This is a genomic window from Ochrobactrum sp. XJ1 (assembly GCF_024701725.1).
Taxonomy (GTDB): domain Bacteria; phylum Pseudomonadota; class Alphaproteobacteria; order Rhizobiales; family Rhizobiaceae; genus Brucella; species Brucella anthropi.
This window is the reverse complement of record NZ_VDGD01000011.1, coordinates 51,296-66,339: the sequence shown is the minus strand read 5'-3', so window position 1 is coordinate 66,339 and position 15,044 is coordinate 51,296. Positions and strand designations below refer to the sequence as shown.

Here is a 15,044-nt window from a genome sequence, read left to right as displayed (position 1 = left end):
ATCCTCTAGCGACTAGAGAAGCAAGCCATCTTTTTTTACGCCTGCTTCGATAGCAATACGGCCCTACAAGAAGCTTTGCGGATCAATATCCACCTGAACCCTTATCGAGCCTTTTTCCTTCGGCCCGGCGGCGAGCAAGACACGGATAAATCCTTGAATGTCGGCGCGTTTGGTCCCGTGCACCAGAATGCGGAAACGGTGTCTTCCCCGCACGAGCGCAAGCGGTGCCTCGGCAGGCCCGAGCACGGAAATCTCCGGGGATGAGGGTGCCGCACGGCGAAGCGCACGCGCATGATTTTCGGCATCGGGCCGGTTGTCCGCGGAGATAATCAACGCGGCGAGCCGCCCGAAAGGCGGCAAAGTACTGCGTTCGCGCTCCTCGATTTCACGGTTGTAGAATGCGGCTGCGTCGCTGCTGACGATTGCCCGCATCACCGGATGATCCGGCTGGTAGGTCTGGATCAGTCCGAGGCTCTTGCGACCGGTTCGACCGGCGCGTCCCGTCACCTGATTGAGAAGCTGGAAGGTGCGTTCAGCTGCGCGGGGATCGCCATTGGCAAGCCCCAGATCGGCATCCACGACACCCACCAATGTCATGTTGGGAAAGTTATGCCCCTTGGCAACAAGCTGCGTGCCGATCACGATATCCGCCTCGCCTTTTGCGATAGCATCGAGTTCCAGCCGCAGCCGCTTCACGCCGCCTGCCATATCAGACGAAAGAACTATGATTCGCGCTTCGCTGAACGTTGCCGCGACTTCTTCCGCGATGCGCTCCACGCCCGGACCGCAGGCGACCAGATGATCCAGGGTGCCGCATTCGGGACAAGCCTCCGGCACCGGCTCATGATAGCCGCACTGATGACACATCAGCTGCCCGCGAAAACGATGTTCCACGAGCCAGCTTGAACATTGCGGACATTGAAAGCGGTGGCCGCAGACCCGGCACAAGGTCAAAGGCGCGTAACCGCGCCGGTTGAGGAACAAAAGCGCCTGCTCTCCGCGTTCCACCGTCCTGCCAACAGCTTCGGTCAGTGCGGGCGACAAAAACCGGCCCGGCGGTGGTGGAGAACGTCGCATGTCGATGGTCTTCAGATCGGGCAGTGCGGCTTCCGCATAGCGACCATAAAGCTTGATTCGCTTGTAGCGCCCCTGCTCCGCATTGACCTGACTCTCGATGGATGGCGTGGCCGATGCCAGCACCACCGGAAAGCCGCTGATATGGCCGCGCACCACCGCCATGTCGCGCGCATTGTAGAAGACCCGGTCTTCCTGTTTGTAAGCCGGATCATGTTCTTCATCGACAACGATCAGCCCCAGTTCCTTGAAGGGCAGAAAGAGCGCCGACCGCGCCCCTGCCACAACCCGCACCGTACCCTCGGCAATCTGCCGCCAGACGCGCTCCCGGGTGCGGGGTGCAAGGTCGGAATGCCATTCGGCAGGCTTTGCCCCAAAACGATCGTGGAACCGGTCGAGAAACTGTTGTGTCAGCGCGATCTCAGGCAAGAGAATCAGCACCTGCTTGCCTTGCTCAATCGCCTTGGCAACGGCTTCGAAATAAACCTCGGTCTTGCCCGATCCGGTCACGCCATCAAGCAGTGAAACCGAAAAACAATCGGCTTCGACAGCTTCCGACAGCATTTCAGCCGCCGCCTGCTGGTCTTCCGAAAGCGTGGCCCGTGCATAGTCGATATCGGGCTTTGCCACCACGGCTGGCGGCGGCAGCATGACTTCCTCGAAAATACCTTGCGTCTTCAACCCGTCCACGACCGTCATGGAGACACCCGCCGCATGGGCAAGGCCGGATCTGGTCCATGCAAGCCCGTCACGGGCAAGCTCCATCACCCGCGACCTCGCTTCGGTCATACGCTCAGGCTCACCGCCTGAATAACGAAGCCCCGGCACTGACGGTTCGGGATCAAATGCAGCTGGCACACGCAGGACCATGCGCGCCACCATGCCTGGCGGCGAAAGCGTGTAGTCAGCTGCCCAGCGCATGAAGCGCAGCATGTCGGCTCCCACCGGCGGGCAGTCGAAAACTTCGGAAATCGCCCGCAGCTTTCTGGCGTCAACAGCGTCGGTTTCCCCCTCACAGACGATCCCCGCCACCTCACGAGGTCCGAGCGGCACACGCACGATCGATCCGGGCTGGACGTTCATCCCTTCCGGAACCATATATGAATAAGGCCGCTCCGCGGGCATAGGCACGAGCACGGGAACGACCCGTGGTGCGAGCTCCGGAAACAGACTGGAAATATCGTGCGAATCTTTCGACATGATCGCGTGACCTTGGCGCGGCTTTGCGCTAAAGAAAAGCCACCTTCCGGGAATTAAATGGTTTTAAATTCCTCAAATCCACCCGCGCTCATTATGGAGGAACGCTGTTATGAAGTTTTTCGTGGACACTGCGGACGTCAAGGAAATCCGCGAGCTCAACGACCTTGGGCTGGTCGATGGCGTGACCACCAACCCGTCCCTCATCCTGAAGTCGGGTCGTGACATTATCGAAGTGACCAAGGAAATCTGCAACATCGTCAAGGGCCCGGTTTCCGCCGAGGTTGCCGCGACAGAATATGAGCAGATGATGAAGGAAGCAGCCGTCATCGCCAAGATCGCTGACAATATCTGCATCAAGCTGCCTGTAACCCTCGACGGATTGAAAGCCTGTAAGGCTCTGTCTTCTGATGGTCACAAGGTCAACATGACGCTCTGCTTCTCGGCCAATCAGGCACTTCTGGCAGCCAAGGCCGGCGCGACCTTCATTTCGCCGTTCATTGGCCGTCTCGACGATACCGGCATCAACGGCATGGAGCTGATTGCCGAAATCCGCACAATTTACGACAATTACGATTACCGCACCGAAATTCTTGCCGCTTCGGTTCGCACCGTCAATCATGTCAAGGAAGCAGCCCTCATCGGCGCCGATGTCGTGACCGCGCCTCCGGCAACGCTCAAGGCACTGGTCAAGCATCCGCTGACCGACAAGGGCCTCGAAACCTTCCTCGCCGATTGGGCGAAGACCGGTCAGAAGATCGCCTGATCGACGATTTTCAGAGACAATGAAAAGGCGGGCCATCGGCTCGCCTTTTTTATTCCAGTACCGTTTCCCCGTCCTGCTTGCTCACCCGGATCGGTCTTGCGCCGCAATGTTCGGCAATCGCGCTGGCGAGGGCGGCTGAATGAGTCACCACCCATATCTGGCTGCGTTCGGATGCCTGCGCGATCATGCGGGCAAGTGACGGGATCATATCGGGATGCAGGCTTGCCTCCGGCTCGTTGAGCGCGATCAGTGGCGGCAGGCGATAGGAGAGCAGCGCACCCGCCAGAGCCAGCAGGCGAATCTGTCCGTCGGACAATTCTCCGGGGCGAAATGTTCGCGGCGGGAAAGCCGGGAAATTCAGGCCGAAAGTCGCCGTTTCTTCCGGATAGGGAATGACCAGCTTGGCATCCTCCAGCGCGTCGGCAACCAGACGATCCAGATCGACCGTATCCTGCCGGATATGGGCAAGCGTGGCAAAGACGGAGGCAAGATTGCCACCGTCCTCGTCCAGCATCGCAGCAGTTGCGGCTATGGACGGCTGACGCACCGGCGCATCGCGGTCACTTCGAAAACCATGGTAAAAGCGCCAGCCACGTATCTGCGCGGAAAGATCGCCTATCTCCGGATAATGGCCGGATTGCCCAAGCACCGCCAGCCCGCTTTCCGAAGTCAGCAGGCGTGCCGGATGTTCCATGCGCCGCCCTTCCCCATCCCGCGCGAAAACCGCAGGCCCGCGCCGATCCATCAGATCGACAGGACGGCGACCGGTATCGAGATTGAGCTGCTCTTCCTTGATCTGCGGCTCGAAGGGAAAGGCACCGGAAACCGGCGGCGGCAGACCTGCCTCGACACGATAGGAAAGACGCGAGGCGAGCCGCTCGTCTTCAAAATCCGCTTCCAGAATGATGCGTGCCGATTCGTGCTTTCGGCGATTGCCGCTCCACATGGCCGATTGCATCCCGCCTTCGCGCACCACTTCCGTCGAGAGATTGCCCTCCGCCGCCGCCTTCACCAGTTGCAACGCCCGATAGAGATTGGATTTTCCGGCACCGTTCTCTCCGACGAAAACCGTCACCTGTCCGAGATCAAACCGGACGGAACGCAGCGAGCGATAGCCTTTGGCGGAAAACGAAACGAGACGCATGGTTTGATCGGGCCCTGCAAATGAAAAGGCGGTGTGAAACACACACCGCCTTTATAGCCGCCTGTCAATTTGAGACTAGAGCATTTCCAGTTTAAATTTAATCGTCGGAAATACTCTATCTTTTTGTTTTTACGCATTATCCTACGCAAAACCGCTTCGCAATTTTGCTGGAAATGCTCCGGCCTATTCCCACTTCATCTCGCCCTTGATGACCTTTGCACCGAGTTCCAGGCTACTTTCACCGCCAATATCAGGATAACGCTTCTTCATTGCTGCGATCAATTCGCCGCTATCCTTGGCTTTCGCCGCTTCCTCGTCGAAGGCCGCGATATAATCGCGCGTGAACTTGATTGCCGAAACATCCGTCGCCGAACCGGGCTTCATATGCGCCGGAACAACCACTTCAGGATTGCGTGCAGCAATCGTATCGAGATTTCTGATCCATGCCTCACGCTGGGAAAGATCGGGCGTATCGGCAAGCCAGACATGCTCGCCTGCCGTTATCAGGACACCGCCAAACACCGCCTTCAATGAAGGCACCCAGAGATAACGCCTGTTCGTCATGCCTTCGGCGGGAACGATTTCAATCTCATTGCCCTCAAGCTCCAGCGCCTTCACATCGGAAGCTTCGGGAATAACGACATCCGACAGTTTCTGCGGGCCATTGTCCTTGAGCTGCGGACCCCAGACCTTCAGTTTCGCCTCGATATTGCCCTTGATTGCATCGACCGTTTCAGGGGCCGCGATGATACGCGCATCGGGAAAAGCGGCCTTGATCGGGCCAAGGCTGAAATAATAGTCCGGATCGCTCTGGCTCACATAGATCGTGGTCAGCTTCTTACCCGTTTCCTTGATCTTCTCGGCAACCGCCTTGCCGTCCGAAAGCGTGAAGCCGCCATCAAGCAGGATCGCGTCCTTGTCTCCGGTCAGAAGGACAGGCGTACGATTGAAGCCATTCTCATCCGCCTGGAAATATTGCCATTGCAACGGCGACGCCTTTTCCTGTGCCATCGCAGGACCGGCAACCGCCAGCCCGGCCAAAATCGCGAGACTGCCCATCGTCGTGGAAAACCGCTTCATCCAACTACTCCTGTAAAAACTGGTTTGAACCAGCGGACGCATCATGCGCTCGCAGAAGCATTCAGGTTGCTAATCACTCCAGGAAAAACAAGAAGACACATGAATGTTGGGTAGGCACAGCAATGTTACCTTCCTGAATTCATTACTAATTATCCAACCTCTAAAACAAAAAAAGCGGCACCTTGCGGCACCGCTTTTCGATGTCAGGTCGAAGCCCGATCAGAGCTTCGACAATTTCTGCGCCAGAGCGAGGAACACCTGTTCGGCAAGTTCTTCGGCAGCGCGCTTGCGCGCATCGCGTTCGGCACGCAGGTTTGCGAACTCCTGACGCGGACGGTCGAAGGAAGCGCCAACCGTGCGGGTGCCAGCGGCAAGCGGCTTGCCGTCCTTGTCACGCAACACGAAGTTCGACGTTGCCTTGACGATACCAGCCGATGGACGACCTGTACGGTCGGTCTGATCGCCAATATCCACACTCACCGCGGAGATCGTATTGCTGCTCAGACCAAGACCAAGCCGATAGGTCGGGTTGGCCGGTTCACCGGCGCCACCGCCAAGCAGGAAGATCAGGCGATTGCGGACCTGCTGCTGAAACACATCGCCAGCCGGATCGATGGCCACCGAAGCAAGCTTGGTGCGCATGTCCGGCGTCACGCTGCCGCCTATGGTTCCACCGGCACCAGCGCCGGAGGAGTAAAGCGGCTGCACGGTGCATCCAGCCATCAGAACCGCGGCCCCGAGTGCGAAAAACGCAACCCGGAAGGCTTTGATTGCGGAGAAAAAGCGGTCAGGCAACGACATTGACGATCCTTTGCGGCACCACGATAACCTTCTTCGGCGAGCTCCCGTTGAGCGCAGCCTTGACGAAGTCAAGTTCGAGCACCGCCTGCTGGATGCTAGCTTGATCAGCGTCGCGGGCGATTGTCAAATCCCCACGCTTCTTGCCGTTGATCTGCACCGGCATAACGATCTCGTTTTCCACCACCAATGCCGGATCGAATTCCGGCCAGGCACTGCGGGCAACCAGCGTTTCACGACCGGCAATCTTGCCGCCAAGTACGGCCAGGCACTGTTCAGCCAGATGCGGCATCATCGGCGCCAGCATCAGGATGAGCTTTTCAGTGACGTCACGGACGGCACTCTTCAACTCGTCATCCGCATTGCCCGAAGCCACCTGCTGCAGGGATGCAGCAGCCGTGTTGACCAGCTCATAAAGACGGGCAACGCCACGGTTGAAGGCGAGCTTCTCGATATCGTCACCGACAGCCTTGACCGCCTTGTGCGCAGCCTTGGAAACGACAAGGGCTTCACCCTGCGTCCCGGTCTTGGGCGCAACGTCCTTCAGATGTTCGGCAGCTTCCGCCACCAGACGCCAGACGCGCTGCACAAAACGATGGGCGCCTTCGGCACCGGCTTCCGTCCAGATCACGTCACGCTCGGGTGGCGAATCAGACAGCATGAACCAGCGCGCCGTATCAGCACCGTAGGAAGCGATAATGTCATCCGGATCGACAACATTCTTCTTCGACTTCGACATCTTCTCGATGGAACCGATTTCCACCGGCTCGCCGGACGAGAGCAAGGTCGCACTGCGCTTGCCGTCGGTTTCCTCGATGCGAATGTCGGCAGGTGCCACCCACTGGCCGTTGGCCTTGTAGGTTTCGTGCACCACCATGCCCTGCGTAAACAGGCCCTTGAACGGCTCGTCGATGCCGACGTGACCGGCCACCTTCATCGCGCGGGTGAAGAAACGCGAATAGAGCAAATGCAGGATCGCGTGTTCGATACCGCCGATATACTGATCGACCGGCAGCCAGTGATCGGCGACCTTGCGGTCGGTCGGTTCGTTTTCCCATGGTGCCGTAAAGCGTGCATAGTACCAGGACGAATCGACGAACGTGTCCATCGTATCGGTTTCACGACGCGCATCGGCACCGCATTTCGGACATTTTACATGACGCCATGTTGCATGACGGTCGAGCGGATTGCCCGGACGGTCGAACTCGACATCGTCCGGCAGCTTGACCGGCAGATCGGCGCGCGGCACCGGATTGACGCCACAGCTTTCGCAATGGATCATCGGGATCGGGCAACCCCAATAGCGCTGGCGCGAGATGCCCCAGTCACGCAGACGGAACTGCACCTTGCGGCTTGCCTGCGGGCTGTTGCCGAGACTGGTCTGTTCCAGACGATTCGCCACCTCATTGAAGGCCGCTTCCGGCGTCATGCCGTCGAGGAAGCGTGAGTTGATCATCACGCCATCGTCGGTATAGGCCGTTTCGCCGATGCTGAAGCCTGCCGCATCCTCGCCCTTCGGCAGAACGACAGGCGTAACCTTCAATTTGTACTTGTTGGCGAAATCCAGGTCGCGCTGATCATGCGCCGGACAGCCGAACACCGCGCCCGTGCCATATTCCATCAGGACGAAATTGGCGACATAGACCGGCAGTTCCCAGTTCTCGTCGAACGGGTGCCTGACTTTCACGCCCGTGTCGAAGCCCTTCTTCTCAGCCGTTTCCAGCGCCGCCAGCGACGTGCCGTGCTGATGGCATTCCTCGATGAAGCCGGTAAGCGAAGCATTGTCTTCGGCCAGTTTCTTCGCCAGCGGATGATCTGCGGAGATCGCCACGAAAGCCGCACCGAACAGCGTGTCCGGACGGGTCGTATAGACCTCGATTTCCGAGAAACCGGCAGGCGCGGTATTGCCGTCCAGCGCGAAGCGGACCTGCAGGCCTTCCGACTTGCCGATCCAGTTGCGCTGCATCAGGCGAACCTTTTCCGGCCACTGGTCGAGCGTATCGAGACCGACCAGCAATTCCTCGCTGAAATCGGTGATCTTGAAGAACCACTGCGTCAGCTCGCGCTGTTCGACCAGTGCGCCCGAACGCCAGCCGCGACCATCCACCACCTGCTCGTTGGCAAGCACGGTGTTGTCGACCGGATCCCAGTTGACCTTGGAGGTCTTGCGCGTCACCAGACCCTTTTCAAAAAGGTCGATGAACAGCATCTGCTGGCGATGATAATATTCCACATCGCAGGTCGCGAATTCACGCGCCCAGTCGAGCGAAAGACCCATCGATTTGAGCTGGCTGCGCATCGTGGCGATGTTCTGATAGGTCCATTCCTTCGGATGAACTTTGTTCTGCATCGCTGCATTTTCCGCAGGCATGCCGAACGCGTCCCATCCCATCGGATGAAGCACGTTGAAACCCTTGGCGCGCTTGTAACGGGCGACAACGTCACCCATCGCATAGTTGCGCACATGCCCCATATGGATGCGCCCCGATGGATAGGGGAACATCTCGAGCACATAATATTTCTCGCGGCTGTCGCTATTGTCGGTTTCGAAGGTCCGGTCTTCTTCCCAGACTTTCTGCCAATGAGCTTCCGCCACGCGCGGATTATAACGTTCGGCTGCCATGACCGTATTTACTCGTACGAAGGTGATGCAATAAGGAGAGTCGATGTTTAATGGCGACCTTCACCACGTATTGGCGAAAGCGTCAACCTTTTGCGGATGAAAAGCCTGAAAGCGAGAGTTTCATGTCAGATATCGTAGCGAACCTGAACACGGTCAAGGCCGCGATCGCCAATGCCGAAGAGGAAGCACAGCGCGACAGGGGTTCCGTTACGCTTGTCGCCGTATCGAAAACCTTCGATGCGGAGGAAATCCGCCCGGTCCTCGACGCAGGCCAGCGCGTCTTCGGTGAAAACCGCGTGCAGGAAGCACAAGCCAAATGGCCGGGACTGCGCGACGATTATTCCGGCATCGAACTGCATCTCATCGGCCCGCTGCAATCCAACAAGGCCGCCGATGCCGTCGCCCTCTTCGATGTCATCGAAACCGTCGACCGTGAAAAGATCGCAGCCGCCTTGGCCGTCGAGATCAAAAAGCAGAACAAGGCCCCAAAGCTCTACGTGCAGGTGAATACCGGACTTGAAGAACAGAAGGCCGGCATTGCGCCGAAGGAAGCTGTCGCCTTTGTCGAGCGCTGCCGCAAGGAACATGGCCTCGCCATCGAGGGGCTGATGTGCATCCCGCCTGCGGATGAAAATCCGGGGCCGCATTTCGCGCTTCTGGAAAAGCTCGCCCGCGAGGCACAGGTCGAAAAACTCTCCATGGGCATGTCGGGCGATTATGAAACCGCCATCGGTTTCGGCGCGACATCGGTGCGTGTCGGCTCGGCCATCTTCGGCGGCAGGACCTATCCGTCGCCCAACTGATCGCTTTCAGTGCAGGACGATCTCGCCCCGCACATTCCTCCAGTCCGAGGGGCCAAGCAGCCGGAAATGCGTGTAGCTGACCGAATGCAACGGCCCGTCGATTTCCCGATTCCAGAATTCGATGAAATGATTGAGCACCGGAAAATCGGGCGCGAGGTCATAATCCTGCCAGACGAAGAGTTGCAGCAGATGCGGATGATCGGGCAAGTGGTAGAAAACTTTCGCCGTCGTCAGACCATAACCGGCGAGTTGCAGTTCGAAGGCTGACTTTGCGTTCAAAGCGGACGTCGTCATGGCGATTTCCCCTTTTTGTGAAGAGCCTTATTGTCAGGCTCCTGAATAGGAGATAATCACTCAAAATGGTTTTTAAACTGTAAAAACAATATATTAGCACCATTCGACAGCGAGTGCTGCCAGTAGCTATTTCTGACGATGCGTCATTGTGGATCATAGACGCGCCGATTGTCTAATTTACCTTGCCCGCAATGGAAGGTAGACAGGGCACCCGATGGTCTCGCCTTTCACGGTGGACCGTCTCATCCGGCGGGAGGTGCCGGTCAGTTTTTGGGTGCATTTATACGAGCGGGATATCGTCCGGCTCGCGGAATGCTGAAGGAGGAAATCATGTCGGAAAAGCTTTACCCGGTCCTTGCCGAGGCAAAGAGAAACACGCTCATCGACAACGCAACCTATCTCGAATGGTATCAGGAAAGCGTGAGCGACCCGGACAGCTTTTGGGCAAAGCACGGACGGCGCATCGACTGGTTCAAGCCCTTCACCAAGGTCAAGAACACCGATTTCAACGGCGACGTATCCATCAAATGGTATGAGGACGGCGTTACCAACGTTTCCTATAACTGTATCGACCGCCACCTGAAGAGCCGTGGTGATCAGGTTGCGATCATCTGGGAAGGCGACAATCCCTATATCGACAAGAAGATCACCTATCGCGAATTGCATGAGAATGTCTGCCGCCTCGCAAATGTGCTGAAGAAGCACGGCGTTAAGAAGGGCGACCGCGTCACGATCTATCTGCCGATGATCCCGGAAGCGGCTTATGCGATGCTGGCCTGCGCGCGCATCGGCGCTGTGCATTCCGTCGTCTTCGCCGGTTTCTCACCGGAAGCACTTGCCGGTCGCATCGTCGACTGCGAATCCACTTTCGTCATCACGGCCGATGAAGGCGTGCGCGGCGGCAAGCCGGTTCCGCTGAAGGAAAACACCGATACCGCCATCGACATTGCAGCCAAGCAATATGTCATGGTCAACAAGGTTCTCACCGTGCGCCGCACCGGCGGCAAGGTGAGCTGGGGACCGGGCCGCGATCTCTGGTACCATCAGGAAGTTGCTAGCGTCGAACCGACCTGCGATCCCGAACCGATGAATGCGGAAGACCCGCTCTTCATCCTCTACACCTCCGGCTCCACCGGCAAGCCGAAGGGCGTGCTGCACACAACCGGCGGCTATCTCGTCTATGCATCGATGACGCATCAATATGTCTTCGACTATCATGACGGCGACATCTACTGGTGCACGGCGGATGTGGGCTGGGTGACAGGTCACTCCTATATCGTCTACGGCCCGCTCGCCAACGGCGCGACGACATTGATGTTCGAGGGTGTGCCCAACTTCCCCGATCAGGGACGTTTCTGGGAAGTCGTCGACAAGCATCACGTCAACATCTTCTACACTGCGCCTACGGCCATCCGCGCCCTGATGGGCGCCGGCGATGAATTCGTCACCCGCTCGTCGCGTTCGACGCTGCGCCTGCTCGGTTCGGTTGGCGAGCCGATCAATCCGGAAGCCTGGGAATGGTATTACAACGTCGTTGGTGACCAGCGGTCGCCGATTGTCGATACGTGGTGGCAGACGGAAACCGGCGGCATTCTCATCACCCCGCTGCCCGGCGCAACCGACCTCAAGCCGGGTTCGGCAACACGGCCGTTCTTCGGCATCAAGCCGGAACTGGTCGATAATGAAGGCGCTGTCATTGAAGGTGCGGTGGACGGTAATCTCTGCATCATCGACAGCTGGCCGGGCCAGATGCGCACGCTTTACGGCGATCACAAGCGCTTCATCGAAGCCTACTTCTCGACCTATAAGGGCAAGTACTTCACCGGCGACGGCTGCCGTCGCGATGAAGACGGTTACTACTGGATCACGGGCCGCGTCGATGACGTGCTCAACATTTCCGGCCATCGCCTCGGCACGGCGGAAATCGAATCGGCACTCGTATCGCATCACTCGGTTTCAGAAGCCGCCGTTGTGGGCTATCCGCATCCGATCAAGGGACAGGGCATCTATTGCTATGTCACGCTGATGACCGGCGAAGCAGTTCAGGACGAAGATGCCCTGCGCAAGGAGCTGACCCAGCACGTGCGCAAGGAAATCGGTCCTATTGCCACGCCGGACAAGATCCAGTTCTCGCCGGGCCTGCCGAAAACCCGCTCGGGCAAGATCATGCGCCGCATCCTGCGCAAGATCGCCGAAGACGAGTTCGGCGCACTGGGCGATACCTCGACGCTGGCCGATCCGGGCGTCGTGGACGACCTGATCGAAAATCGCCAGAACAAAAAATAGTAAAAAGCCCCGGGAAACCGGGGCTTTTTTAACAACGCGGTCTGAGAAGGCGCCCAAGTTTGATGAGATTGTCGTCCTGCTGAGACGAAAATCGTGATCTTCGAGAACCGGAGCGGAGTGTACTTAAAGTACATGAGCACCGGAAGCGCAGAAGAGCGCGATTTGCAGGCAAGCAGGGCGACAATATCCCAAACTTACTAGAAATCGATCGACCGACCCTTGATCTCCCAATCGCCGAAACGGGCGGGGTCCTTGCCGCCGCGACCACCGATTTCGCGGGGCGCTTCGTTTGACTTTTCGGCAGCGCGACGCGCTTCAGCTTCCTTCAATGCGCGCTGGGCAGCAGGCGGAAGGTCTTCGAACGTGCGCTTGTCAACGTTTTGCGGGCTTTCGGTTTTTTCGCTCATCGGTCACAATCCCGTTCTCGGTTTTTGCTTCGAACATTGAAGCAAAGCCTGTTCATACCCATCATATAGGCAGAAAGGCTTGCCGTGCAAAACCCTTGCGGGTCATGCAGCCTAAGATTTGGAGACCGCCGCAGATGAATATGACAAAAACTGCCATGCTGATCGCCCTCATGACGGTCATGTTCATGAGCATCGGCTATTTGCTGGGCGGCGGCGGCGGCATGATGATTGCGCTTGTAATTGCAGTCGCCATGAACCTGTTCGGCTACTGGAACTCCGACAAGATGGTGCTGCGCATGTATAATGCGCAGGAAGTGGATGAGCGCAGCGCACCGGACTATTACCGCATGGTGAGCGGGCTGGCCGCCAATGCGGGCCTTCCGATGCCGAAGGTCTACATTATCCACGAAGACCAGCCGAACGCTTTTGCCACGGGCCGCAATCCTGAAAATGCTGCCGTTGCAGCCACGACTGGCCTCCTCAACCGCCTGACGCCGGAAGAAGTCGCAGGCGTGATGGCGCACGAGCTGGCGCACGTCCAGAACCGCGACACACTGACCATGACCATCGTCGCAACACTTGCCGGTGCCATATCCATGCTCGGCAATTTCGCCTTCTTCCTGGGCGGCAACCGCGAGAACGGCAACGGCATCATGGGCGTGGTCGGCACCATTCTTGCCATGATCGTCGCGCCCTTCGCCGCAATGATCGTGCAGATGGCTGTCAGCCGCACCCGCGAATATGCCGCTGACAAGCGCGGCGCGGAAATCTGCGGCAATCCGCTGTGGCTGTCCTCGGCGCTGGGCAAGATCGCGCGCGGCGCCAAGGCCATCCCGAACGAGGAAGCCGAACACAACCCGGCAACCGCGCATATGTTCATCATCAATCCCTTGAGCGGACGTGGCGCAGACAATCTTTTCTCGACACACCCTGATACCGATAACCGCATCGCCGCACTTGAACAGATGGCTGCCGAAATGGGCATCCGCTCCGCTGGAATGGCACCGCGTGCCGCTGCCCCTTCCCAAAGCAGTGGTCCATGGGGTAATGCAGGCGGTAACAGCAATGGCGGTTCGGGTTTTCGCGGACCGTGGTCATAAATAAAGTTGAACAGTGTGAACGATAAAAAGCCCGCGCCAAAGCGTGGAAATAAAAAGCCACAAACGAATAACAGCGCCGCAGACCTGCGCCCCGGTCTGGCGGCGCGTTTGTGTGCGGCACGCCTTCTTGGCGCGGTAATCGAAAAGAACACCTCGCTCGACGGCCTGACCGACAATACGCACGGCCATCCGCAATATCTGGCGCTGGAGCCGCGCGACCGCGCGCTGGTTCGCGCCATTCTCGGCTCTGCGCTCCGCAATCGCGGCAGCATCGAACGCGCCATCAACAAGCGGCTCGACCGGCCATTGCCGGAAAATGCAGTAGCACTGAAGCATCTTCTGCATGTCGCCATCGCCCAGATTTTCTATCTGAACCTGCCCGATCACTCGGCGGTCGATCTTGCGGTGGAAGCGGCGAACAACGATCCGCGCAATCGCAAATATGCCGGTCTCGTCAATGCGCTGCTGCGTCGCCTTTCGCGTAACAAGGAACGCGCTCTGGCGCATACATTGCAGCCGGAAACCAATGTGCCGGAGTGGTTTGCCAAAAGCATCACCGACGCCTATGGCGCGGAAAAAGCAGCAGCCATTCTTGCCATGCATGCCTATGAGCCGCCGATCGATTTCACGGTCAAGGGTGACGCAAAGGCATGGGCCGAAAAGCTCGGTGGCGTTGCGCTGCCCAACGGTTCGGTGCGCCTGCAAACGGTCGAAGGCAATCTCACCGACCTGCCCGGCTTTGCCGAAGGCGACTGGTGGGTGCAGGATGTGGCGGCAAGCCTGCCTGCGCGCCTGATGGGTGATATCAAGGGCAAACGGGTTGCCGACCTGTGCGCTGCCCCCGGCGGCAAGACGGCGCAGCTCGTACTTCAGGGCGCAGACGTGACCGCGCTCGACCTTTCCGAAAACCGGCTGAAGCGCCTGCGCGGCAATCTGGAACGTCTCGGCTTCGAGGCGAAGACCGTTGCCACCAATCTGATGGATTTCCAGCCGGACGAACTGTTCGATGCTGTGCTTCTGGATGCGCCCTGCTCTTCCACCGGCACTGTGCGCCGTCATCCGGATGTGCCTTGGACCAAGACGCCGCAGGACATAGCAAAGCTTGCCGAACTTCAGGGCAAACTTTTGGCGCACGCGGCCACTCTGGTCAAACCCGGCGGCGTAATCGTCTTTTCCAATTGTTCGCTGCACCCGCTCGAAGGTGAGGAAATGGCGCGCAAGGCAGCGGAAAATCCGTTGCTGGAACCTTTCCCGATCACGGAGCAGGATTGCCCCAGTCTGAACGGGCTTCTGGATGGGCTGGTCACAGCAGAAGGCTTTCTGCGATCGACCCCGGCAGACTTGCCGCCGGATCGTTTTGAAGGCAATCCGCACATGGCTGGCATGGACGGCTTCTTCGCGGCCCGCTTCAAGCGCCGGGCCTGAGACCGGATATAAGCAAACAAATCGTATAATTTGCCATAACGGGTCGC

At 58.4% G+C, this 15,044-nt stretch carries 12 protein-coding genes; 5 read left to right on the top strand and 7 right to left on the bottom strand.

The annotated features are described in order from the left end of the window. Positions 1-63: 63 nt before the first annotated feature. Positions 64-2,274: a primosomal protein N' gene (locus FG152_RS19840; RefSeq protein WP_105529100.1), complete on the bottom strand. Its 2,211-nt coding sequence runs from the start codon at positions 2,272-2,274 to the stop codon at positions 64-66. 109 nt (positions 2,275-2,383) lie between these two features. Between FG152_RS19840 and fsa the strand changes: the two genes are divergently transcribed. Beyond that, positions 2,384-3,037, top strand: coding sequence for a fructose-6-phosphate aldolase (fsa, locus tag FG152_RS19835; protein ID WP_010661472.1), 654 nt, complete (start codon positions 2,384-2,386; stop codon positions 3,035-3,037). Positions 3,038-3,086: 49 nt separating this feature from the next. Here the strand turns inward: fsa and FG152_RS19830 are convergent, their stop codons facing one another. From FG152_RS19830 to leuS, 4 genes are all read right to left on the bottom strand, one after another. Beyond that, positions 3,087-4,181 carry an AAA family ATPase gene (locus FG152_RS19830; protein ID WP_010661473.1) on the bottom strand — a complete coding sequence of 365 codons (1,095 nt, stop codon included), beginning with the start codon at positions 4,179-4,181 and terminating at the stop codon, positions 3,087-3,089. 183 nt (positions 4,182-4,364) lie between these two features. Beyond that, positions 4,365-5,261 (bottom strand): MBL fold metallo-hydrolase, encoded by an 897-nt coding sequence (locus FG152_RS19825; RefSeq protein ID WP_010661474.1) that lies wholly within the window; start codon positions 5,259-5,261, stop codon positions 4,365-4,367. 219 nt (positions 5,262-5,480) lie between these two features. After that, positions 5,481-6,062 (bottom strand): LPS assembly lipoprotein LptE, encoded by a 582-nt coding sequence (lptE, locus tag FG152_RS19820; RefSeq protein ID WP_010661475.1) that lies wholly within the window; start codon positions 6,060-6,062, stop codon positions 5,481-5,483. Beyond that, positions 6,049-8,682, bottom strand: coding sequence for a leucine--tRNA ligase (gene leuS, locus FG152_RS19815; protein ID WP_010661476.1), 2,634 nt, complete (start codon positions 8,680-8,682; stop codon positions 6,049-6,051). Before leuS ends, lptE begins: the two co-directional genes overlap by 14 nt. A 122-nt stretch (positions 8,683-8,804) precedes the next feature. Between leuS and FG152_RS19810 the strand changes: the two genes are divergently transcribed. Next, a complete protein-coding gene (locus FG152_RS19810) occupies positions 8,805-9,485 on the top strand; it encodes a YggS family pyridoxal phosphate-dependent enzyme (protein WP_010661477.1) in 681 nt (226 codons plus the stop codon). A gap of 6 nt (positions 9,486-9,491) precedes the next feature. Here FG152_RS19810 and FG152_RS19805 read toward each other — a convergent pair whose 3' ends face one another. Continuing rightward, positions 9,492-9,779, bottom strand: coding sequence for an usg protein (locus FG152_RS19805; RefSeq protein ID WP_010661478.1), 288 nt, complete (start codon positions 9,777-9,779; stop codon positions 9,492-9,494). 330 nt (positions 9,780-10,109) lie between these two features. Between FG152_RS19805 and acs the strand changes: the two genes are divergently transcribed. After that, positions 10,110-12,065, top strand: a complete 1,956-nt coding sequence (acs, locus tag FG152_RS19800; protein WP_010661479.1) for an acetate--CoA ligase — start codon at positions 10,110-10,112, stop codon at positions 12,063-12,065. A 197-nt stretch (positions 12,066-12,262) separates the two neighbouring features. Here the strand turns inward: acs and FG152_RS19795 are convergent, their stop codons facing one another. Then, a complete protein-coding gene (locus tag FG152_RS19795; RefSeq protein ID WP_010661480.1) occupies positions 12,263-12,472 on the bottom strand; it encodes a DUF1674 domain-containing protein in 210 nt (69 codons plus the stop codon). 134 nt (positions 12,473-12,606) lie between these two features. On the opposite strand from FG152_RS19795, the gene htpX reads away from it, so the two are divergent. Together htpX and FG152_RS19785 are read left to right on the top strand one after the other, a co-directional pair. Further along, positions 12,607-13,572: a zinc metalloprotease HtpX gene (gene htpX / locus FG152_RS19790; protein ID WP_010661481.1), complete on the top strand. Its 966-nt coding sequence runs from the start codon at positions 12,607-12,609 to the stop codon at positions 13,570-13,572. A 15-nt stretch (positions 13,573-13,587) separates the two neighbouring features. Beyond that, positions 13,588-14,997: an RsmB/NOP family class I SAM-dependent RNA methyltransferase gene (locus FG152_RS19785; protein WP_010661482.1), complete on the top strand. Its 1,410-nt coding sequence runs from the start codon at positions 13,588-13,590 to the stop codon at positions 14,995-14,997. Positions 14,998-15,044: the final 47 nt, after the last annotated feature.